General features: G+C 44.2%; 20 protein-coding genes. 9 read left to right on the top strand and 11 right to left on the bottom strand.

Translation table 11 applies throughout. From position 1 onward, the window contains the following. Positions 1–101 precede the first annotated feature (101 nt). Positions 102–2,663, top strand: coding sequence for an Ig-like domain-containing protein (locus NYE58_RS14615; protein WP_341002202.1), 2,562 nt, complete (start codon positions 102–104; stop codon positions 2,661–2,663). Between the two features lie 118 nt (positions 2,664–2,781). Here the strand turns inward: NYE58_RS14615 and NYE58_RS14610 are convergent, their stop codons facing one another. From NYE58_RS14610 to NYE58_RS14600, 3 genes are all read right to left on the bottom strand, one after another. Continuing rightward, positions 2,782–3,207 carry a GNAT family N-acetyltransferase gene (locus tag NYE58_RS14610; protein WP_076219632.1) on the bottom strand — a complete coding sequence of 142 codons (426 nt, stop codon included), beginning with the start codon at positions 3,205–3,207 and terminating at the stop codon, positions 2,782–2,784. A gap of 12 nt (positions 3,208–3,219) precedes the next feature. Next, positions 3,220–3,861, bottom strand: a complete 642-nt coding sequence (locus NYE58_RS14605) for a uridine kinase family protein (protein ID WP_076279831.1) — start codon at positions 3,859–3,861, stop codon at positions 3,220–3,222. A 129-nt stretch (positions 3,862–3,990) separates the two neighbouring features. Continuing rightward, complete coding sequence (locus NYE58_RS14600; protein WP_179088354.1) at positions 3,991–4,152, bottom strand: hypothetical protein; 162 nt, start codon at positions 4,150–4,152, stop codon at positions 3,991–3,993. A 197-nt stretch (positions 4,153–4,349) separates the two neighbouring features. On the opposite strand from NYE58_RS14600, the gene NYE58_RS14595 reads away from it, so the two are divergent. Beyond that, the gene (locus NYE58_RS14595; protein ID WP_341002199.1) at positions 4,350–5,039 is read left to right on the top strand and encodes a DUF1796 family putative cysteine peptidase; all 690 of its coding nucleotides are present in this window, start codon (positions 4,350–4,352) and stop codon (positions 5,037–5,039) included. Here NYE58_RS14595 and NYE58_RS14590 read toward each other — a convergent pair. Then, on the bottom strand, positions 5,029–5,346 hold the full coding sequence (locus tag NYE58_RS14590) for a hypothetical protein (RefSeq protein WP_076277984.1): 318 nt from the start codon (positions 5,344–5,346) through the stop codon (positions 5,029–5,031). The genes NYE58_RS14595 and NYE58_RS14590 overlap by 11 nt on opposite strands. Positions 5,347–5,605: 259 nt before the next feature. Further along, positions 5,606–6,502: an SDR family oxidoreductase gene (locus NYE58_RS14585; RefSeq protein ID WP_076277985.1), complete on the bottom strand. Its 897-nt coding sequence runs from the start codon at positions 6,500–6,502 to the stop codon at positions 5,606–5,608. Between the two features lie 256 nt (positions 6,503–6,758). On the opposite strand from NYE58_RS14585, the gene NYE58_RS14580 reads away from it, so the two are divergent. Continuing rightward, positions 6,759–6,950 carry a DUF6199 family natural product biosynthesis protein gene (locus tag NYE58_RS14580; protein ID WP_076130567.1) on the top strand — a complete coding sequence of 64 codons (192 nt, stop codon included), beginning with the start codon at positions 6,759–6,761 and terminating at the stop codon, positions 6,948–6,950. Position 6,951: 1 nt separating this feature from the next. Here NYE58_RS14580 and NYE58_RS14575 read toward each other — a convergent pair whose 3' ends face one another. Together NYE58_RS14575 and NYE58_RS14570 are read right to left on the bottom strand one after the other, a co-directional pair. After that, a complete protein-coding gene (locus NYE58_RS14575; protein ID WP_076277986.1) occupies positions 6,952–8,547 on the bottom strand; it encodes a helix-turn-helix domain-containing protein in 1,596 nt (531 codons plus the stop codon). A 121-nt stretch (positions 8,548–8,668) separates the two neighbouring features. Beyond that, positions 8,669–9,691, bottom strand: a complete 1,023-nt coding sequence (locus NYE58_RS14570; protein ID WP_341002195.1) for an ABC transporter substrate-binding protein — start codon at positions 9,689–9,691, stop codon at positions 8,669–8,671. 288 nt (positions 9,692–9,979) lie between these two features. Between NYE58_RS14570 and NYE58_RS14565 the strand changes: the two genes are divergently transcribed. Both NYE58_RS14565 and NYE58_RS14560 read left to right on the top strand, forming a co-directional pair. After that, positions 9,980–11,035: a LacI family DNA-binding transcriptional regulator gene (locus NYE58_RS14565; protein WP_341002193.1), complete on the top strand. Its 1,056-nt coding sequence runs from the start codon at positions 9,980–9,982 to the stop codon at positions 11,033–11,035. A 176-nt stretch (positions 11,036–11,211) separates the two neighbouring features. Next, positions 11,212–13,647, top strand: a complete 2,436-nt coding sequence (locus tag NYE58_RS14560) for a GH36-type glycosyl hydrolase domain-containing protein (protein ID WP_341002190.1) — start codon at positions 11,212–11,214, stop codon at positions 13,645–13,647. A gap of 96 nt (positions 13,648–13,743) precedes the next feature. Here NYE58_RS14560 and NYE58_RS14555 read toward each other — a convergent pair whose 3' ends face one another. The 4 genes from NYE58_RS14555 to NYE58_RS14540 all read right to left on the bottom strand — a co-directional run bounded on the left by NYE58_RS14555 (position 13,744) and on the right by NYE58_RS14540 (position 17,445). Beyond that, positions 13,744–14,052, bottom strand: coding sequence for a hypothetical protein (locus tag NYE58_RS14555; protein WP_341002189.1), 309 nt, complete (start codon positions 14,050–14,052; stop codon positions 13,744–13,746). Positions 14,053–14,156: 104 nt separating this feature from the next. After that, positions 14,157–14,792, bottom strand: coding sequence for a pyridoxamine 5'-phosphate oxidase family protein (locus tag NYE58_RS14550; RefSeq protein WP_341002188.1), 636 nt, complete (start codon positions 14,790–14,792; stop codon positions 14,157–14,159). Between the two features lie 18 nt (positions 14,793–14,810). Next, on the bottom strand, positions 14,811–15,386 hold the full coding sequence (locus tag NYE58_RS14545; RefSeq protein WP_341002187.1) for an HIT family protein: 576 nt from the start codon (positions 15,384–15,386) through the stop codon (positions 14,811–14,813). A 91-nt stretch (positions 15,387–15,477) separates the two neighbouring features. Further along, positions 15,478–17,445 carry a glycoside hydrolase family 127 protein gene (locus tag NYE58_RS14540; protein ID WP_445671761.1) on the bottom strand — a complete coding sequence of 656 codons (1,968 nt, stop codon included), beginning with the start codon at positions 17,443–17,445 and terminating at the stop codon, positions 15,478–15,480. Between the two features lie 162 nt (positions 17,446–17,607). Between NYE58_RS14540 and NYE58_RS14535 the strand changes: the two genes are divergently transcribed. The 4 genes from NYE58_RS14535 to NYE58_RS14520 all read left to right on the top strand — a co-directional run bounded on the left by NYE58_RS14535 (position 17,608) and on the right by NYE58_RS14520 (position 22,713). Further along, entirely contained in the window at positions 17,608–18,474 is an 867-nt protein-coding gene (locus tag NYE58_RS14535) for a helix-turn-helix transcriptional regulator (RefSeq protein ID WP_341002185.1), read from the top strand. A gap of 1,370 nt (positions 18,475–19,844) precedes the next feature. Next, entirely contained in the window at positions 19,845–20,447 is a 603-nt protein-coding gene (locus tag NYE58_RS14530; protein WP_038570150.1) for a YitT family protein, read from the top strand. Positions 20,448–20,528: 81 nt separating this feature from the next. Next, entirely contained in the window at positions 20,529–21,791 is a 1,263-nt protein-coding gene (locus tag NYE58_RS14525; protein ID WP_076189810.1) for a DNA polymerase IV, read from the top strand. A 157-nt stretch (positions 21,792–21,948) separates the two neighbouring features. After that, on the top strand, positions 21,949–22,713 hold the full coding sequence (locus NYE58_RS14520; RefSeq protein WP_076129956.1) for a threonine/serine exporter family protein: 765 nt from the start codon (positions 21,949–21,951) through the stop codon (positions 22,711–22,713). The last annotated feature ends 10 nt before the right edge of the window (positions 22,714–22,723 follow it).

Genomic DNA, 22,723 nt, shown 5'->3' with positions numbered 1-22,723 from the left:
TAAGCTGCTTGTCGCAGACCAGTATCATTTCACTGAGAGGAGGAAGTATAACAGGAACAGCATTCAGCGATAAGACTGTATCCATGTTATACGTCAAAAAGATGAAATGGAAGAGTAAAAAATCAGGTAAGGTTATAGGTGTCTTATTGAGTTTTTCGGTAGCGTTTTCATTTTTAGGAGGTCACACACTTGCAGCTTCAGGGCAGGCAGACGGAGACAAAAGTTTTGCGGGTGCCTCTATTCTTGCTTTTCCTGGCGCGGAAGGTGGCGGCGCCTATACAAGCGGTGGTCGAGGGGGCGATGTATACATCGTAACTACCCTTGAAGATTACGCTGTAAAAGACAAACCGATTGCAGGGTCCCTTCGCTACGGGATTTTATCTACGCCTAAAGAGGGTCGTACCATTGTTTTTCATGTTTCCGGAACGATTGAACTGAAGAGCACGTTAAGTCTCAATAATATTAAAAACCTGACCATCGCTGGGCAAACCGCTCCAGGCAACGGAATTACCATTGCAGGTTGGGATACCAATATCAGCAATTCAGAGAATATCATTATTCGGTACACCGCTTTCCGTCCGGGTGCCACTAATGTGTATAATGGCAGTGATTCAATGGATGCGCTTTGGGGGAGAGACAACAACTACTTCCTCATTGACCATTGTTCCTTCAGTTGGAACACAGATGAAACTCTATCTTTATATAGAGGCGAAAATGGCACGATCCAGTGGTCCATTATTTCCGAAAGTCTGACTCTATCCGGGCATTCCAAAGGAAGACATGGCTACGGCGGTATTTCAGGCGGAGACAAAACAACATTCCATCACAATCTGTATGCGAACCATACCTCGCGAAACCCAAGACTAGGCGGCGGTTACGCAGGTGCTGCAGATGCTGATCATGTGGCGGTTGTTCAGTTCTCGAACAATGTAATTTACAATTGGGGCTTTAACGGCACTTATGGCGGAGGTTTTACTTTTACTAACTTTATGAATAATATCGAGATTGCCGGCCCAGGTACAAGAGATAATGTAACTAACCGAGTCATTGATGCCGGTGAAGCTACCAAGCTGGGCGGTTTCTACATCGCTGGAAACAAAATTAACGGCAAGCTCACAGGCTTACTAAATGATTCTTCAGATTATGTGAAATTTTCTGGCGTACAGGGTGGTGAACAAAAGACTACCCTTGCAGCCACACCATATCTTTCCGCGGACAGTACTGGAGTTAACCATGGTATTACCAATAAAGCATTTGATAATTATGTTAAGTCCGGTGTAAAGCAAGCGAATGAATCTCTATTAAAAAGCATTCTGCAACAAGCGGGAGCTACCTATCCACGTCGCGATGCTATCGATGCAAGAATTGTGGCAGAAGTCGAGCAGAACTCGGGAAGATATATCAACACTGAACATGAAGTCGGAGGTTACATTTCAGACTTTGGCGTCATTGAGGCACAATATGATAAGCAATTTGACACTAATAAAAACGGAATAGACGACAAGTGGGAAAAGAAAAATAAAATCTGGGGCAGCAAGGATGCATACAAAACGGTTACTAAAAATGGTTACACCTGGCTTGAGCTTTATATTAACGGCCTAGTTGATATGAAACACGTCGCCGAAAACCCTGATGCTAAGCTTTTAGCGCCAGAAAACAATGCACAATTTGTTACCGGGAAAGAGGTCGAAGTTAAAATCAATGCTTCCCCTAGATCCGGAAACAAAATAAAAAAAGTTGCTGTATATAATGGTTCCAAATATCTTGGGGAAGCAGTCAAAAAAGGCAACACATACACATACACATACACATACACATACACCCTCAAGAATTTAACGGATGCTTCCTACTATATTTCTGCAAGAGTGACCGATACCCAAGGAAATGAGACACAGACCACAGCCACTAACATCCATATCAATGCTGCTACCTCTTCCCTGGCTGGAAAGGGTTGGACTACAGCAGATATCGGTGATCCGAACATTAAGGGTTCCGGAAGTATGACAAATGATGTGCTTACCGTTAAAGGCAACGGAAAGCTTGGAAAAAGTGAAGGTGGCACAGAACGATCCGAAGCAAACAATGCAACCAAAGATGACTTCCACTTCGTGTATAAAGAAATGAACGGAGATATGGAATTTACCGCGAAGCTCGAAGAAATCGGGGCCGTTGACAACCATGCCTTCACCGGGCTAATGATCCGCGATGACTTGAATAAAGACAGTGCCGCGGCGGCCCTTGGTATCTCCTATGTGAAGTTGTCCAAAGAAACCAGCTGGTCATCTTATCTGACGGGCAGAAATATTAAGGGCGGAGGATTTGATGAATTAACTGAAACTTTAGACAGCGTATCTGCTGCTGAAAAAGCTGGCATTCAACTTGTTTCAGATATTCCATTTAAAATTAATGGTGTGGAGCAAGGGTATTGGCTCAAGCTTGGCCGTAAGGGAGATGTTTTCTATGCTTACGGATCAACGGACGGAAAAGACTGGAAGCTAATTGGCGAGCGAACTATTGTTATGGAGGGTTCGGTATATGTCGGATTCGCCGTTGACAGCAATGATGTCGCCAATAATATTGAGCAACTGAACTATGCTAAGTTCTCTAACCTTACTGTGGAGAATACATTCACTCCAATAGGTGACTCAGCGATAAATAAATAGCGTCTGTTCATCTCCACAGTTCCAAAAAGACGGAAGCCAGTAAAGCGGCTTCCGTCCTTTTATTGCTATCCAATTGGACCAGCACAATAAATTGCCTGATTCACTGTTCACTATGGCTTTAAAGTTTTTTCTTTAACATTACTTCATCATCCTTAACATACCCGCTCAATTCATACGCTTTAATGGCTACACGATTATCTTCTCCTGTTAAAATCTTAACTGTTTTGACTCCACGAGAATAAAGCTGACTTTCCAGAAAAGAAATTAGAGCAGTAGCGACACCATTTCTACGAGCTGACTCTTTTACATACATTTCAGTAATTTCACCATATGCTTCATTATAACAAAATGATTTCAGACTTTGAGCACAGCCAAAACCAACTACTTCATCCCTTAAAGTAGCCACGGCCACCACTTCATTATTGCTGTTCAAACACTTGATGATCTCTGGCACAGGACGTTTTACTCCACCATTGAACTCATGATTTAATCTAGACAAAACATCCGCGTCACATATCGTTGCTAGCCTAACATTTGGAAGCATTCTCTTCCTCCTCTACAACGTTCCCTTTTCAAGAACATACTCTTCATTGGAATTTTTTAAAACGATATCAAATTTATGATGATAAGAATGCATAAACAACTCATATTGCATCCTGCGCTGTTCATGGGATTTTCTTAAATAATTAATATCTGTTCCTCTTTCAGAAACATCACGTATACTCCTTCTCATCAACTCGGTTTCTCCATCCGTGTATAAGTAGATTTTCAGATCATACAAATTCGGATCAGTAAAGGCAACACTCATGCCTTCTACAATATTTACCTTCTTTTGTGAAGATATGAACATACTTTTTGTATAGTCCGTGCCAATTGTGTAAAAATCCAACCCATCCCTCAACATATGAATGTCTCTCTCTAAAGCAAATATATGATGAGCAGCAGGATGACAAGCTGTCACTTTATCGTGATAATGTACATTCTTATATTCATAGTCGATAGAAGTGTATTTTCTAAGACTAGATTCAACAATATAGGGGTCTGTATTAATATAATTCACATCATCCTGCTGCAAAAGCTTTAAAAGATTATTAGCAAACGTTGTTTTTCCAGATGCACCATGACCCGAAATCCCAATGATGATTCTATTAGCCTCACCGCTAATCAAATTAGCTATCTTATGTAACACCTTGTCCATATTATTAGCCCCTCTCCCGACTCGATCCTATGTGTTCCTTACTCCGCTATGGTTTAGCACATTAAAATCAATGGTGCATTTTATATAAAGAAACTTAATAGAAAGGGGTAGATCTTCCATGGCTACTCGTCAGCCAGATTTAGTATTGATCAGTTGGAGCAGAAATCCTTTGGTTGCTGGATCAGCACGTAGGATTATTGCCGCCCGTGTTATTGGAAATGCCGTGCCATGCAGACCTAGCTTGAGACCCAACGGATTGCTTAACACCGCTTTGGCTTGCTTATTAGACAACGATGTTGGTTTTAAAGTGGTCTTTCGTAAAAAAACTTCAAGCATTAGTGGATATATTTTGTTACAACGTAACTAATAGATTTAGGGGGCAGTGAAAATTGCTGCTCTCTTTTTCCTGTGTATCTCATTGCACTTAAAGTCCAATCAATCCTAGAAAATGGTGTATATAATTTATTAGAAACTGAATCTGATTGAAAATGGGTGAGTCCATGAAATTACAAGCTGTGAAAAAAAGCTATGATTTAATAGTAAGCTTAGGGATGTCTTGTGCTCCTGCTATAAATCTGCAAAGAAATAGCTTGAGGAAATTCTCCATGCCGCTCGACTGGATGGTTTCTTATTCATTGGCTGATGTAAATAGACTTTATAAGAATAGATTTCAAAATTTCATGGAATTAATAAATCTGCAAATTCTTGATGAAACACATTTTTTTCTGGAGGATGGATTACCAGTCTATCCTAATGGGAATAAAAATGCACTAGTGAAATCCTATTTTATTCAGGATACTTTATATAACATTATCTCAGTTCATGATTTTCCAATCCACCAAGGTAAACACTGGTCTATAACCTATCCTTCGTATAAAGCGAAGCTGGAATTACGAATTAATAGATTTTGGGACAAGTTAATCCACAGTAAAAAAACTTTATTCATTAGATGGTCCGCCTCATATGAACAGGCTGTAGAGCTACAGTCAATTTTGTCTGATTTATTAAAACCGAACGAATTTATTATTCTTATTCTTATTCCCGTTCGTGAATCAACCTCGGTACAAGAATTAAATTGGAACATTAATGATATTTGTGTGTTAGAAGTTCCTGAGGATATGAACGATTATGATAGCTGGGATTATATTTTGAAAGACATACACGTAACTAATAACTAATTTCGCTTTGATCGATCATATGATTAATTATTTCCTCTGCTGCAAAAACATATGGATACAAATACAGCCTACTGATGCTGACCAATAAAGCAATAGGGTTACTAATTCCAAAATCGTATTGACTCCCATGCGCTGCTGGATTTGCGGGTTCAGGCTCTACAAGATCATACTTCTCCATCAGCCTTTCCTTGGTTCCACTATCTACTACTGTTCCGTTTCCTTTATCCGCAAGGACAGATCCCGATTGAAAACACGCAATGAATAAGACACAGCAAATGGTGAGGATCGCTAGTTTCTTTTTTCGCATCATACATCTCCTAATTCTTTCTGGGTCTCCCCTATAACTTAGAGCCGTTCAAATTATTTCTTGGGTAATCGCAGGAAAACTATGTATTCGACAATCTTGATCAGTATAGATCATATTCCATGAAAATAATGGGAGAAAAAGTCTCGAATTCTATAATACTCCTTTCTATATATAAAAACAAAAGCACCCAAAGCTAAAATTAGCAGGGTACTTTTGGATGCTTCGCCGTATTTACAATATCAACATTCCGCTGAGCGGTTTATGGAGTTGGAGTTCCGCCGTTCGCATTCAGTGTTTCGCCACTGATATAGCTAGATTCCTGGCTAGCCAGGAATACATATGCCGGAGCCATCTCCGCAGGCTGTCCCGGACGACCTAGTGGTGTGCTCGACCCGAACTCCTTCAGCACTTCCTCCGGTTGCCCACCCACAACTTGAAGAGGTGTCCATACGGGACCAGGTGCTACTACATTGACGCGAATCCCCTTATCAGCTACTTGCTGAGCGAGAGACTTACTGAATGTATTAATAGCAGCCTTGGTGGTCGCGTAGTCCAAAAGGATCGGTGAGGGATTATAAGCTTGAATAGAAGAAGTGTTAATAATGGTGCTGCCCGGTTGCATATGCTTCACCGCAGCTTTGCACAGCCAGAACATAGCATACACGTTCGTCTTAAATGTGTCGTCAAAATGCTTCGTAGTGAGATCAGCGATGTCTGGAACGAATTGCTGTTTGCCCGCGATATTGGCTAAAATATCAATTCCACCTAGCTCTTTAACCGCAGTATCGACGAGTTGTTCGCAGTATGCCTCATCCTTCAGATCGCCTGGAATGGCGATTGCAGTACGACCCGCTTCCTGCACTAGCTTGACCACCTGCTTTGCATCTTCCTCTTCCTCGGGCATATAAGATAGAACAATATCTGCCCCCTCGCGAGCAAAAGCAATAGCAACAGCACGGCCTATACCGCTGTCGGCTCCCGTAACTAACGCTTTACGTCCGGTCAGACGCCCAGTTCCTTTATAGGTATCTTCTCCTGTATCGGGTACTGGATTCATTTTCTTCTGCAGACCCGGCTCCTCTTGTTGCTGCTGAAATTCCGGTCCAGCCTTAGTGTACTGAGTGGTAGGATCTTGCATCGTATATTGGTTAGACATCGATCAATTCCTCCTTTATTTTTAGAAATACATTTTTATATTTTCCGAACTCTTTGTTATGTAAACACAACAAGCACGCCTCTAAACATTCACCTTCAATAACACAGCCTTGAATAGTGCCGCAAAAATACCCCAACCACCTGTCAAGGTGGCTAGGGTATCCCCCGCCTAAAAATAAATATATGGAAGCTCACTTATTAGTTAGGGAACGCTCCGTATAGTCTGGCGTATACATTAGATAAAGGAGTGATAAATCATGGGCTTTTTTATATTCCTCTTTGTACTGTTAGCATTGCTTAATATCTTCTTTCCTCATTTGGGATGGTACATGCGCTATGGCTGGATGATGAAAGGTGATGTAGAACCCAGTGATGCCTATTTATTAATGACTCGCATCAGCAGTATAGTGGCACTTATTATCCTCTTTTTTATCTGGACTAGTTTCTGACTTACCCTAACGCTCTTAACACATCTTCAATCTTGCGCTGATGTGACAATACCCCATAATTCATCCAGGCCATAAAATCCACCTCATATACACAGCGATTACGAACAGCGGGCAGATTGCGCCAAAGCGGTGTATCCAACAGCTCCCGTCCTTCTCCTTCCTGTCGATCAAAGGTAATGAACAAATGATCTGCAGTGAGGCTCGCAAGCTCTTCTCTTGTTAGGCTCACCCGCTTCTGTCCACGGGTCAACTTCGGAACCAATTCATGGGGCTGCAAACCTAAATCCTCATGGAGTACGCTACCTGTATACCCCAATTGCCCGCATCCATAGAGATTGATTCCGTAGGAAGATATTCTTAGGCATGCTACAGTCTGCCCTTGGACAGAACGGTTTAGCACTCGTCTAGCTTGCTGCGCCCGATGCTCATAATTGCCGATCACTTCCTGGACACGATCCGTTCTGCCAAAGACGGCTGCTGCGGAAAATAACGTGGCCCGCCAATCCTCTTGATGAAAAGGCAGCTTGAACAACGGAGCAATTTGGCTGCACTCATCCAGGTGCCAACGCTGAAAGCCATCATCCAGCAGGATCAGTTCGGGCATGTACTGGGAGAGCTCCTGCCAATCGCCAGTCGAAATATCAACCGCAGGCACATCGAGGAGGGACAGGTACTCTTGCTTCCCCCACTGAGCGTGAGAATATTGCGCCACCGGTGTAATATCCAGAGCCAGCAGATAGTCTTCCAGAAAAGGAGCGAACACCCGCAGCCCTTCCTGATGGAAGCTTCTGTATTGGCCGGGCGTAACGCCCACCGATCTTTTGAAACGCCGGTTAAAATAATACTCATTGCTATACCCTACGGATAACGCGATATCATGCATACGGTCATTCGTAAGCAGCAACTGCTGCTGCGCCCTTTCAATACGAAGTCCGTTCAAATGCTCTAAGGGAATCCGCCCTGTCACTTCTTTAAAAATCTGTGTGTAGCGTGCACGTGTAATGCCTGCCACTTCAGCTAATTGATCGACGGTTATGGCGTGATTATAGTGTTCCTGCATATAGCGGATGGAACGCTGTACCGCCTCATGGGCTCCTTTCATCTGGATGACAGAGGAATTTGCCCGCATGATCAGCAGCAGTAACTCTTGAAAGCGGGTATGGCCTGCGAACCATTCAATCTCTTCCGTACTTCTGCGACTATGATAGATAGCCTCCAGCAGTAATGCACATTGCGAAAATGGTCTGCAGCTTAGCGGACCGGACCGGAGAATTCCTTCTTTAGTCCCCTTTTCCATTCCACTCTGCCTGCTTCCCCCCGTTTCGATGACTTCAAAAGTAAGCCTATAAAAGCTAAGTCCTCGCTCCTCGGCATTGATTTTGCTTATTAACCCCGGTTCGAACAAGAACCCGACACCTTTTTCCAGTGGAAAACGCTTCTCCTCGGCTTCTAACCATCCCTGTCCTTCCGATACAATGATCAGGGTATGATTTTGAAACACTAAGGTCTGTCCGTTCACCGATAAGGATTGGGCTTCTATGTTAATCAAGCTATAGAATAGCCTCTTTTTATTGCTGTCTTGTAAATCTTCTGCCATTCTAGCGCCCTCCAATTGAGAACCATTTTCATTCACTTTACTATAGTTTAGAATAAAAAAGAAGGTCTATCAACTATGCTGATAGACCTTCTTTATGCTATTCCTTACGACGGCTGCCGTTTTATTTCACCATAGCTTTCAGCAAGTCATCAAACTTCATCGAATTGGCTGTGATGGCACCAGTCTGCCAGTGGGAATTTTCCATTCTATAAACATTCCCGTTCTTCACCGCCGGCAGGCTCTTCCACAACGGGCCATCAAGGATTTGAGTCGCTTCCTGATTCCCTTCAGTATCCCAGCCCCCGTTGTCAGGGAACACAATGATATGATCCGCTTCGAGCTGAGGGATAAGCTCTTCGGAGATAATAGATTGATATTCGGTCATTTCTGCCGCCATAGGCACAGGTGTCAGGCCAAATTGAGAATAAATCACACCGGTGAAACGGTTTTTAACACCGAATAGAGCAAAGGTTTTATCCGCTACGTTAAGCCGGATCACTGCTACTTTTTCCTGACCCAGAGCCTGTTGCAGCTTAGCTTTCCCCTCTGCCACTTTCTGATCATACTCTGCAAGGACAGATTCCGCCTTCTCCGGAATACCGAGTGCATCAGCAATAGCCGTAAGCACTTGTCTTGAGTCTTGCAACACCGCCTCAGGTAAACGATAGGTTGGTGCTATCTTGGAATATTGTTCATATTTTGCCGCATCCGCACCTCCATCTACAATAATCAAGTCAGGGTCTTTTTCCAGCAACACTTCCATACTACCGGTAATATCAAATTCTGGTACATCAAGATTTAAATAATCCTGTTTACCCCAGCTTGGATGATACCACTGCACCACCGGGGTAATGCCCAATGCCTTCAAATAATCTTCAACATAGATTCCGGCTACCCGTTGCGGTTTAACTGGAATTTCAACATCCCCGAATTCCCCGGCAATCGTCCGAGTTTCACCCTCTTCTGCCGCATTTCCATTTCCTTCAGTTGGTGTGCTAGTGCTCGCTGAGGTAGATTCCTCTGCATTCTCTGTCTTAGCAACGTTTTCTTTCGCAGTATTGTTATTCGTTCCGCATGCTGCCAGCGCAGTTATTGCCATTATAAGTACCGCTGCCCATAAAAACTTCTGACCCCATCTTGCCATTGATCCCTTCACTCCTATGCTTTATTGTCATTGATTATCATTCTCAATAACCTTTATCACAATAGTAGCATGACTTTCATAGCTTTCAATGCACTTTCTCCGCAAAAAACTTATACAAACTATTTCTAGTTGTTCTGCTCTATCATTATTCGGTAGGATTCTTCTTCTATTAAAAATATGTCAGCCTTTATTAATTTGATCGCAAAATTTCTTTTTTTACGATTGATTTATACGATGCTTTCGCTTACAATAAACTCATAAACGCGCGTTTATGAAAAGAGGGGAAACATGCGCAGCGAAGATATTGCTAAGTTGGCCGGGGTTTCCCGAAGTACGGTATCCCGCGTGATCAACAACTATTCCAATGTTCCTGAAGAAACCCGGGCCAAAGTGCTGCGGGTGATTGAGCAACATCAGTACGAACCGAACAGCTTTGCACGGGCTCTGGCCGGTAAGAAAACCGATACCATCGGATTGTTCGCCATCAGTATGAACGAGAAAGAGAACACTACCCGAATTTATCAGAACAATTACTTTGCACCATTCGTCGATGCCGTAGTCGACACGTCGAATGCCCGCGGATGTTACGTTCTGATTCATACGGTATACTCTCCAGACGATTTTCTGAAGGTAAAACAAGCTTTTCTGCAAAAACGGATTGACGGTGGTATAATTGTCGGCACTCAGAAGGATATTAATATCGTCCGCGAAATGGTGGGACTCGATTCTCCGCTAGTACTGATTGATTATGATATCTCAGAGATTATGTCGGAGCATCTTGACCGCAATCATTTGGCCATTGTGAATTCCAAAGATTACGAGGGCACCACAGAAGTGATTGAACATTTAATCTCCTTAGGCCATCAAGAGATCGGCATTATCTGTGGGCAAATGAATACGTACTCTGGTCGAGAACGTTACACGGCCTATGAGGACACGCTGAAAAAACATGGTCTGCCTATGAATGAGAAGTTTATCCTAAAGGGTGATTTTCTGAAAGAGACGGCTTATGAAGAGGTCAAGAAGCTGCTTGCTTCTGGTGTACCTTTGCCGACTGCCTTTTTCTCTTCCAACGATGACATGGCTATTTCAGCGATGGAAGCGTTCTCCGAACATGGAATCATTGTCCCTGAGGATATCTCCATTGCGGGTTTCGATGACATTCAGCTGGCATCCCGTATTCAGCCTAAGCTGACCTCTGTACGCTTGCCGATTTATGAAATGTCCAAGGCTGCAGTGGAAAAAGTAATCGAGCTGTGTGATTCGCAGCAGCCGACTTTCAGCACGATCAGCTTTCCAGCTCGTTTAGTGGAGAGAGATTCCTGTCAACCGCCGAAGAAGTAGCACAGATTCATCCTTCACTGAAGATTACATATTTTTCTGTGAAGCTGCTATCATCGGTTCTCGAAATCACTGCCTAATACTATCTTTTAGAAACAACGGAAAGAATCCCTTCCCTCGAGGGAATTTTTCCTGAAACCTATAAACGCGCGTTCACAATCGAAAGGAGACTTTCTCACATGAAATTCGGTACCTTTGACGACACTCGTAAAGAGTATGTAATTAACACACCAAAAACACCTTACCCTTGGATTAACTACCTTGGTAATGAACAATTTTTCGGACTTATTTCTAATACTGCTGGTGGCTATACCTTCTATAGAGACGCTCGTCTCAGAAGATTGACCCGTTACCGTTACAACAATATCCCAATGGATGCTGGCGGCCGTTACTACTATCTTTATGATGATGGTGATTTCTGGACTCCAGGCTGGATGCCAGTAAAACGTGATCTGGACTTCTACGAATGCCGTCACGGTCTTGGCTACACCTCCATTACTGGTGAACGCAACGGTATCTCTGTAAACCAGCTTGCTTTTGTACCTATGGGTCATAACGCTGAAGTACATCGTCTTGTAGTGAAAAACACGGGTTCCGCGAAGAAATCCGTTAAGCTGTTCTCTTTTGCAGAGTTCTGTCTTTGGAATGCACAAGATGATATGACTAACTTCCAACGTAATCTCAGCACTGGTGAGGTTGAAGTGAAGGGTTCCGTTATCTATCACAAAACAGAATACCGTGAGCGCAGAAACCACTACGCTTTCTACTCTGTTAACAAAGAAATCGCCGGTTTCGATACTGACCGCGAAGCTTTCGTAGGGATGTACAATGGTCTGGAAAGCCCGCAAGCTGTTGCTGCAGGTGAACCAACTAACTCCGTTGCCAGCGGCTGGTCCCCTATCGGATCGCACGCCCTGAACATTACTCTGGAGCCGGGCGAAGAGCAAAGCTTCATCTTTGTCCTTGGTTACATTGAAAACCCAGAAGAAGACAAATGGGAATCTCTGAACGTTATCAACAAAAAACCAGCAGAGGCTATGATCGAGCAATTTGCTACAGACGCTCAAGTGGACGCCGCTTTGGCTGCACTGGCTGCACACTGGGATAACCTGTTGTCCAAATATCAAATCCAAAGTGGCGACGACAAGTTGAACCGTATGGTTAACATCTGGAATCCATATCAATGTATGGTTACCTTCAACATGTCCCGTTCCGCTTCTTACTTTGAATCCGGTATTGGCCGTGGTATGGGCTTCCGCGATTCAAACCAAGACTTGCTCGGATTTGTACACCAAATTCCTGAACGTGCTAAAGAACGTATTCTCGATATCGCCGCTACACAATTTGAAGACGGCAGTGCCTATCACCAATACCAGCCGCTCACCAAAAAAGGTAACAATGAAGTCGGTACCGGCTTTAATGATGACCCGCTTTGGTTGATCCTTGGCACAGCTGCTTACATCAAAGAAACAGGCGACACATCGATTCTTGATGAGCAGGTTCCTTTTGACAGCAATCCGGATAACACAGCTACTCTGTTTGAGCACTTGAAACGCTCCTTCGAGCATGTAACTAACAATCTCGGACCTCACGGCTTGCCGCTGATCGGCCGTGCAGACTGGAATGACTGCTTGAACCTGAACTGCTTCTCTACAGAGCCGGGCGAATCTTTCCAAACTACTGCCAACATCGAAGGCCGCGTAGCGGAATCCGTATTTATCGCGGGTCTGTTCGTCTTCGTTGGACCGGACTATGCAGAAATCTGCCGGATGCGCGGACTTAATGATGTAGTTACGGATGCAGAAGCTAAGATTGACAATATGCGTGAAATCACACTGACTCACGGTTTCGATGGTGACTGGTTCCTGCGCGCTTATGACCACTATGGCGACAAGATCGGTTCCAAAGAAAACGAAGAAGGTAAAATCTTCATCGAACCACAAGGTATCTGTGTTATGGCCGGTATCGGTGTGGAAGATGGTCAAGCTGAAAAAGCTCTGACTTCCGTGCAAGAGCATTTGGATACTAAATACGGTATCGTATTGCAACAGCCACCATATTCCAAGTACTATCTGAACCTGGGTGAAATTTCTACGTACCCTCCGGGCTACAAAGAAAATGCTGGTATTTTCTGCCACAATAACCCTTGGATCATGATCGCTGAAACTGTACTTGGACATGGTGACAGAGCGTTTGAAATTTACGCTAAAATTGCTCCTGCCTACTTGGAGGACATCAGCGAAATTCACCGTACTGAACCTTATGTATACTCGCAAATGATCGCAGGTAAAGATGCCGTTCGCCACGGGGAAGCTAAAAACTCCTGGTTAACTGGTACTGCGGCTTGGAACTATGTAGCGATTACACAATCTATCCTTGGTATTCAAGCGGACTTCAATGGTCTGAAGATCGATCCTTGTATTCCTACAGAGTGGGACAGCTTTGAAATCACCCGTGTCTTCCGTGGAGATACTTATGTGATTCAAATCAAGAACCCGAACCATGTATCCAAAGGTGTAGCTAGTCTTACCTTGGATGGCGCAGCTGTAGAAGGTAACATCATCACTCCTGTTGGAGACGGCGCTGTACACCAAGTAGTTGTAGAACTGGGTTAATACAAAAAAAATCCGCTCAATCGTTCAAACGAACGGTTGAGCGGATCTAAAATTAACAGTAGATGCCCCCTGAAGGATTCAGGGGGCATCTTTTTTTTACCCTTCCACAATATTTGCTCTTAAATCACTCGCAACCTCAAGCATTCTAGGAATCACGGCTTCATTGGCGCCAGAAACATAAATATCGCCCTGATAATGTCTAAATGGGATTGTTGTATCACCATAGCTCCACATAAAGAAATCTCCCTCAATGGACATGGTAGTGGCACCTGTTACTGTAAAAACTGATGTATAGGTGAAATCAGGTTTGGATGCGAAATATTGCTTACACTCTTCTAAAGATAGGGTTGTTGCTGAATCTCCAGCATTCTGCATTGCTCTTGTCATCCGATAACGTTTACTCATTGTGATGCCTCCATTATTATCTGTAAAATGATCAGTTGCCTTATCCAGATCAAATATAGCATACAATGAAGGGCAAATCCCATTCCATTTCTAAGTCGAAAATGTTAATATAGCCGTTTTTCATAGCTTTCTTTTAGTGATTTTGAGATATCCTCTGGAGTAACTCCAAGTTTACGGGCATGCTGCGCCAGTATTTTTGATGGATTAGGCAAGATTTCTTTCGCAAGCCAATGTTCGTCATCCCACAAATGTGACCGCTTAAAGGCTTTTGCACAATGCATATAACATTCTTCTACTTCCACGCCAATTCCAATGATCGGGACTTTACCATGCGCTTCCATAGGTTTCAATATATCTTCATCCTTAACTATACTCGCGTGCCCATTTATTCTTAATGTTTCTTCAAGTCCGGGGATGATGAATATCAAACCGACTTTTGGGTTCTCAAGTATATTCCGCAAAGAATCAAACCGTCTATTCCCAGGGCGTTCAGGGATCACTAAATGTTTATCATCCAACACGTGAACAAAACCTTCTACGTCCCCGCGCGGAGAGACATCGCAAGCACCGGACGAACCGCTTGTAGCCATAAAAAGCATTGGGGATTTTGAGATATAATCACGGCAATGATGATCTATAACAGTTATGGTTTTGTTGTTAACCAATTCGCTTGGGTACCCAAATAAAGACCTTAGCTCTTCTTCTGACTCTATAACTTTTTCGAAAAAGTTTGACTTCATACTTCTCCCTCTCTCAACTTAATAAGCCCCAATGTTCTTATTTTTGCTCAAATATCCGCTTAATAATTGGGCGAAATTTTTTCTTGTTGATTCATCCGATAACTTCCCAAAAGTACCATACAGATTATCCCCATGATATCTTGGAAACACATGTAAATGATAATGCCATACATCTTGGCTGCCATCCGGCTCATTATGTTGTCTAGAAGAAACGCCATCACATTTATAAACTTCTTTAAGACCTTTAGCAATTTCAATTTCCAGCTCATGTATCCGGTTTGAGATCTCAACCTTCAACGTGTAAATATTCTCGATATGCTGATTAGGGATGATTAGAACATGCCCTTCATTATTCGGATACCAATGAGAAGCAATAAAAGCCGTTATGTAATGATCTTTATAAATAATATCCGCTTGCTTAGAACGCACATCTTCATCTTCATTTTCAATGCCCGAAACCAACAAACAAAAGGGACAAGTATAACCCTCTGGAGCATGATTATAAATATAGCCCCCCTCCATTGTTATAGGATTTAAGAATATTTCTATGTTTCTTCTAATTTCGCCATTTCGCGTGTGTTCTCCTTTTTGCAAAAAGAAAAGGACAGACTGTAAATTACAGCTGTCCTCATCGGTAAATGTTGATAAACTACAGCCATTCCCGAGCTCTATGTCTACCTATAACTTAAACGCTGGCTTCCGGAATCCATACCTTCATTTCACCACTGCCACGATTTCCCCATAAGTAATACGGAACCGCCTTAACCTTTACGGTTTGAACTGGTGCTTTGACTCTGCTGTAAAGCTCACCACTCCAGCCCTCTTTATCTACACGTAGCCCCTCTGCCTCGACAACAACAGCGCCGCCGAGCAATGTCTCATCAAAAGCCGCAGTAAGTTCACTGCCTTCTTTTAAGGAAATCGAGCTTAACGGCTCACCATTATCGATACTTTCAAGACAATACACAAGAGGTCCACGCTGAATCGTTACTTTTTGAGCATCAGCACGCAAACTTGGATGTGCGTAGATACGATGTGCCTCCATAGGGTCATGCACTTCGATTACATCTCCTGCTCTCCACAGTCTCCGGATAACGAGGTATCCCTGCTCGATGTTCTCAGCAGTATTCATTGCTTCACCGTTGACTCTGATCTCCATTCCTTGGCTCCAAGATGGAATCCGTAAGGCAATCCCAAACTCTGCTTCCGCTGCGGGTTTAATCTTCAACGAGACTTTACCTTCCCATGGATAGTTACTCTCTTGCTGAATCGCAACATCTGTTCCACCCAGCTTTGTTGTCAGCTCACTGCCAATATACAAATTCGTATAGAGCGTATCACCATGGATCGTATAGATATATTGATTCAGCGAAGTCAGCAGACGCGCCACATTCGGAGGACAGCAAGCGCAGCCAAACCAGCCTTGGCGCTCGGACTTCACATGGTGTTTATCTGGGTTGCAGCTGCATGCCTTAGGCCATACTTCCAGTGGATTTACATAAAAATAGTGCTTACCATCCTGTGCCATTGAACCCAACACATTGTTATAAAGCGCCCGCTCCATCACGTTGGCATAACGTGCATCCGGCGATATTCTCAGCATTCGCTGTGCAAAAAAGATCAACCCAATAGATGCACAAGTCTCTGCGTACACCGAATCGTTAGGCAGATCATAATCGAAGGTGAATGCCTCACCCCGATGCGTAGATCCGATCCCGCCAGTAATGTACATTTGCTTAGTAGTGATGTTATTCCACAGTCTCTCGCATGCTTCGCGAAGGGTGTCATCTCCCGTAAGTGCAGCTAGATCAGCCATAGCAGTATACATATAAACCGCACGTACAGCGTGTCCTACAGCCACTTCCTGTTCTCTTACCGGAAGATGACTTTGGTAATATTTTAAATCTAAATTCTCCTTCTGACCTGTAAAAAAATTGATACTCCCCAGATTATCCCATTGTTGCTTTAGGAAATTCGGCTGTTGACCTCGCTCATTAATAAAAAAGCTGCTGAGCTTCAAATACCGCTCCTCACCTGTGAGCCGATACAACTTCACGAGCGCAAGCTCAATCTCCTGATGGCCATCATATCCCCGCATTTTGCCTTCTTCCGGACCAAACACAGAATCGATATGATCAACCATTCGGCACATGATGTCGAGCAGTTTTCTTTTGCCTGTAGCCTCGTAATAAGAAACGGCTGCCTCAATGAAATGCCCAGCACAGTACAGCTCGTGGCAATCGTTCAGATTAGTCCAGCGTTTGCCGGGTTCTTTTATCGTAAAATAAGTATTTAAGTACCCGTCTTCCTGCTGCGCTTCTCCAACGAGGTCAATCACTTCATCCGCTTGACGCTCCAGCTCAGGGTCACGTTTGATGCTTAAGGAATAACCTACGGCCTCCAGCCACTTGGCTACATCACTGTCTTGAAATACCCAGCCGTAAAATCCACCGGTCTTCCGGCCCGCAGCAATCTCAAAGTTAGCAATGGCATGACTGGGCTCAGCTCCCGCTGCTTTGTCGTGCAATGCCTCATATTGATACGGGATTACAACATCTTGTACCAGCTTTATATAACTTCCCCAGAAATCATCTTTAATGCTAACGGATTGATCTTTTACAACTTGCTGATCCTGGATCGTTTTATTCATCATCATCTTCCCCTTAGCCTTATTTTATACTCGCTAATTACAATTATAGAGCGTACAATAGATAAAAAATATAATCAGAAGCAACCCCTTTTTTGTACTATTTCACACTCCTATTTCCAAGGACAATTTGAGCTCGGACTACGATAAAAAGAGAGGTAGAACACAGTGAGTCCTTCCTATGTACATTTCGCAGCGCCGCCTTTTCCATATTTTCTGGAATGCAATCACACTGTATATCAACCCGGAGAGCAGCATCCAAATAGAAGCCATATCGGCTTATTTGATCTGATTATTGTAGAGCAAGGTTGCCTATTTATTGGTGAAGAGCATAATCAATGGGAGGTTGCGGCTGGGCATACGCTGCTTCTGCTGCCTGACCGCTATCATTATTCCGTTAAGTCTTGCGAGGAGCTGACTTCGTTTATATGGATTCATTTTCATACCCTCGCAGATTGGTCAAACTCTGATGGCGAGCCCGTGTATATCAACCGAGAGACACATTTCCGGCAGTTTCTTACTCATCCATATACCATTCGCATCCCGCAGTTTGGTCCCCTTCCTGATCCCTTTAAACGGAGTGGACAAGCGGAGAAGCTTTTACAGCTGTCCACTGGAAGACGTTCCAGTGCAGTTTGGGAGCAGCAAAGGATTTTTGAAGAAATGCTGCGGATGATGGATCTGGCGCAGCATGATACTTCAGAAAGTCATGCGGTAGAGATCGCCGAGAGGACAGAGACTTATATCCGCAATCATTATGCGGAGCCTCTCTCCAATGCTTCTCTGGCGGATGCGCTGCATTTTCATTATAACTACCTCGCCCGCTGCATGAAACGCGTATATGGACTGACCCCGATGGAGTATTTAACGGATTACCGTTTGGAACAAGCCAAGCTGCTGCTGCTTAAGACAGAGATGCCTATTGCTGCGATCGCAGAACGTATCGGCTTCGAAAGCACCGCCTACTTCTCGCGTCGCTTTACTCAGCAGATCGGAATCTCTCCGCTTCGCTTCCGCAAGCGGTATTCCCGATAACGGCAAAAACAGCATGTCTCATAATTGGAGGCGTGCTGTTTTCGTTGTTAAGCGATGCGCTGCTGTAGCTTTCTTGTGTGCTGCTGCCTTTCTTGCTGCTGGCTTACGTGATCAGCTTTGGATTAATGGGACGCGAGATGCGAGATGCTCCTCTAGATCGGAGAAACTTAGGTAACTATTATGATGGAGCAGTACTCCGCTTGGCACATTTCTTGTGTACCCGTGATCCGTCCTAAATCCTTCTGCTGCTCTTACTTCTTGCTCCTTGCACCTTGCTCCTTGCTTCTTGCTTCTTGCTTCTTGCTTCTTGCTTCTTGCTTCTTGCTTCTTGCAATAATTTTACCAGTTTACCTTCCTAGTCGTGGCGCACTCATACTTACCATAGATCAACGCTGATTATGCGGCTCGACCCTCCAAAGCTTATCAGCAAGTAACTCACCGCATAGCCATCACACTACTCTCTGTATCCCCCGGAGATGCGTCTGCTTAATCATCCATTCATAGCATTCTCCGTTGCGGACCGGATTGCAGCTATTTGTGATTTTCGATCCATTTTGCAGCAGTTTCGGACTGCATAGCTCTTATTGCTCATAATTTGCTCGGAATCGGACTACATTTGTGGGAATAGCTGCAACTGAGTCCGATAGTGTGACAAAACGAGCGAAATCATAGAAATAAGGGCAACTGAGTCCGAACAGTTGCTAAAAAGAACACCGCCTGCCGAATTTGATCCTAAACGTGCTAACCATTGTTTAAACTAGCTGTCCGGGGCTCAACCTATCTACTCTGCGAGAAATTAGTTACCTGTTGTTCAAACTAGCCGCCTACGTCTCGAAATCTGCTACCTTTTGCTCGATCTTGATCGTATCGTATCGGACCGTATTGCAGCTATTTCAGCATATGGGTTCATTTTGCGAAGGTTTCGGACTGCATAGCTCTTATTGCTCATAATTTGCTCGGAATCGGACTACATTTGTGGGAATAGCTGCAACTGAGTCCGTTAGCTCGAAAAAATGCCTTGTTACTGCCTAATAAGGTCTTCTGGGTCCGCATGGAGGCTGGGCGGTGAGTTACTCAAATGTCTGTTGATCGTATCGGACCCTATTGCACCTATTTGCGATTTTCGGTCCATTTTTCGGAAATTTCGGACTGTATAGCTCTTATTGCTCATAATTTGCCCGCAATCGGACCACATTTGTGGGAATAGCTGCAACTGGGTCCGTTAGCTCGAAAAAATGCCTTGAATCTACCTAATAGCGGCTCCTGGGTCCGCATGATTAGGCCCGAAATCAGTTTTTTTGCTTCAATGCAATTTTTTGGAAGTGACAAGCATATTTATAAGACATGCCTTTAATGTGGAGATGTTAAATATGCAGTCATTATTGAGATACGCGATCATCCTGATCGGAAGCTTGCTCATTGCAGCAGCAACTAATTTTTTTCTAGTCCCATATAAAATCCTAGATGGGGGAATAATAGGAATAGCCCTCATCATCAATTATTTATCCGATGCCAAAATCGGTATAGCTGTCCTTCTCTGCAGCTTTCCGATTTTCCTGTTAGCCTGGCTGAAGGAACGCGATATCTTTTTCAATAGTGTATTAGGTTTATTGACCTCATCGTTTCTGATTGAGCTTCTCGGTCCTTTGCAGTACCACTTTCTGTATTATTTTGAGTTCGGCTCCATTTCCAGCGCCATTATTGGCGGTTTTTTAATGGGAACGGGTCTTGGGCTTATGCTGCGGTTCAAAGCCAGTACAGGCGGAACGGATCTGCTTGCTCAATATATCAAAAGGTATCTCCCGCTTAACCTTGGACTCATCATTTTTTTGACAGATTTTATAATTATCGGCGCGGGGGGACTCCTGATTTCCAAAGAAACCTTCTTCCACTCCATCCTCACGATTATCGCCGGGGGTGTGGCCACAGGTCTCTGCACCTTGGAGACTGAAGAAAAATGGAAAAAAATATGAATATACACGATCATATGTTCGTATTATAATAATAAGAAAATCATCTACCGTATCTCTACCTCACCTGGAGAGTGTGAATCTATGAATAAAGAGCGTGTTATTTTGTTATCCGATTGTCAGAGCTTTTACGCCTCCGTGGAGAAGGCCTCTAATCCGCAATATAGCAACAAACCGCTTATTGTCGCCGGAGATCCGGCTAGACGAAGCGGGATTGTGCTTGCCGCTTGTCCGTTAGCCAAATCTTTTGGCATTACTACCGCCGAGACCTTGAAGGAAGCACTCGCGAAATGCCCCGAAGTAATCGTCGTCAGACCACATATGCAGCAATATATCGATGTTTCCTCCCAAATCACGGACATTCTACGCAAATTCAGTGACCTCGTAGAACCTTATTCCATCGATGAGCAGTTTATTGATATCACCGGCAGCCTCAGCTTATTCGGAAGCCCAAGACAGATCGCTACGACCATTCAGGACTTAATCCGCAGAAATACAGGTGTGCGCGCACGTATCGGTATAGGTTATTCCAAGGTTACCGCCAAAATGGCTTGCGACCTGTGGGCCAAGAAGAACCCGGAGGGTCTATTTACCCTCACTCAGGAAGAGCTTCCAGATGTACTTTGGCCGCTGCCCATTAGTGAGTTGTTTATGGTAGGCCGCCGCATGTCCGCGCACTTCCAAAGCATGGGTCTCACAACGATTGGCCATTTGGCACAGATGCCGCTAAGCGAGCTGAAATGGCGCATGCGGGAGAAATTCCATAAAAAATGCGATATCGATGCCGAGCTATATTGGCGAATTGCCAATGGCATCGACGATAGCCCTGTAAGTCCCGCTACCTATGAAGTTGCACCCAAGAGCGTCGGGCACCAAATGACACTGCCACGGGATTACTATACACTGCAAGAGATCAAGACCATCATTTTGGAGCTCTCAGAGCTGGTGTGCAGGCGCAGCCGCAAACTGAAGGTGCATGGTGCAGTCGTGTCTGTTGGCTGCCAAGGCGCCAGCTTTGATGACCCCAGCGGCTTCTCCAGACAGACTACGATGAGCGATCCTACGAATGCGACCCAGCTGGTATACGAGGCCGCCCTCGCTCTTTTCAAACAGCATTGGGAAGGTCAGCCTGTGCGCCGAATTCATCTAAGCCTGTCCAATCTGTCTGACGAAAGCCAATATCAGCTAACCTTATTTGAGTCGCGCCCCCGCTACCGTGAGCTCGAACGGGCCACTGATGCGCTGAAGAATAAATACGGGGAATCGATCATTGGACGCGCTGCATCGTTCACAGATGCCGGACAACTTAAGGACAGATCCGGAAAGATTGGCGGGCACTATAAATAAACAGTGCATCTTTATACATTTTATTTCTGAAACTATATTAAAATATATCCCATATCGTTTATAATGCTATATTGAGGTTGTTATTTTCACACAATGAAGCGACAATCATAAGTATATACACATAGATATGTAACATTCCAGGGGAGGACCGGAGAAGTTGGAAAGCACGAGCAACACTAACACTACCTATTATGAAATCGTTGATCTCTGTCTTCTTGCTGGCAAGATCATGCTGCAAAACGGTGCAGAAACCTACAGAGTAGAAGATACCATGACACGTATGGCTGCTTCTCTCGGTTTTCCAGGGGCACATAGTTATGTGACGCCAACCGTTATTATGTTCACCACCAATAGAACGGAGCCCGTTAAGTTATATCGGATCGCCGAACGGACAACAGATCTGCAGAAAGTCTCAGAGGTTAATGATATCTCGCGGCGTCTGAACGAGCGTCAGATTACAGCCGAGGAAGCTCGGACACGATTAGGAGAGGTCGATGATGCCGCACATGCATATCCGGTATGGCTGCAAATCATAGCAGCGGCACTTACCGGCGCTTGCTTCACCGTTATGTTTAAGGGCAGCTTGTGGGATGCTCTCCCCGCATTGCCGATTTCCGGGTTAGGTTTTGCTGCGGTTATCTACCTGCATCGTCTTGTGCAGACTAGATTTTTTGCAGAGTTCTCTGCTTCCTTCCTGATCGGACTTCTGGCCTTCTATTCTGTAAAGCTGGGCATAGGTCAAGAAATGGACAAAATCATCATCGGCTCCGTGATGCCTCTAGTACCCGGTCTACTCATTACTAATGCCGTTCGTGATCTGATGGCTGGTCATCTGGTCTCAGGCATATCCAAAGGAGCAGATGCCTTTCTAACTGCTTTTGCGATCGGTACAGGCATTGGGCTTGTACTATCACTATTTTAATTTTCCATGT

Origin of the sequence: Paenibacillus sp. FSL L8-0708, assembly GCF_038009325.1 — a bacterium.
Classification (GTDB): Bacteria; Bacillota; Bacilli; order Paenibacillales; family Paenibacillaceae; genus Paenibacillus_AQ; species Paenibacillus_AQ odorifer.
This window is presented reverse-complemented; position numbering and strand designations above follow the sequence as displayed.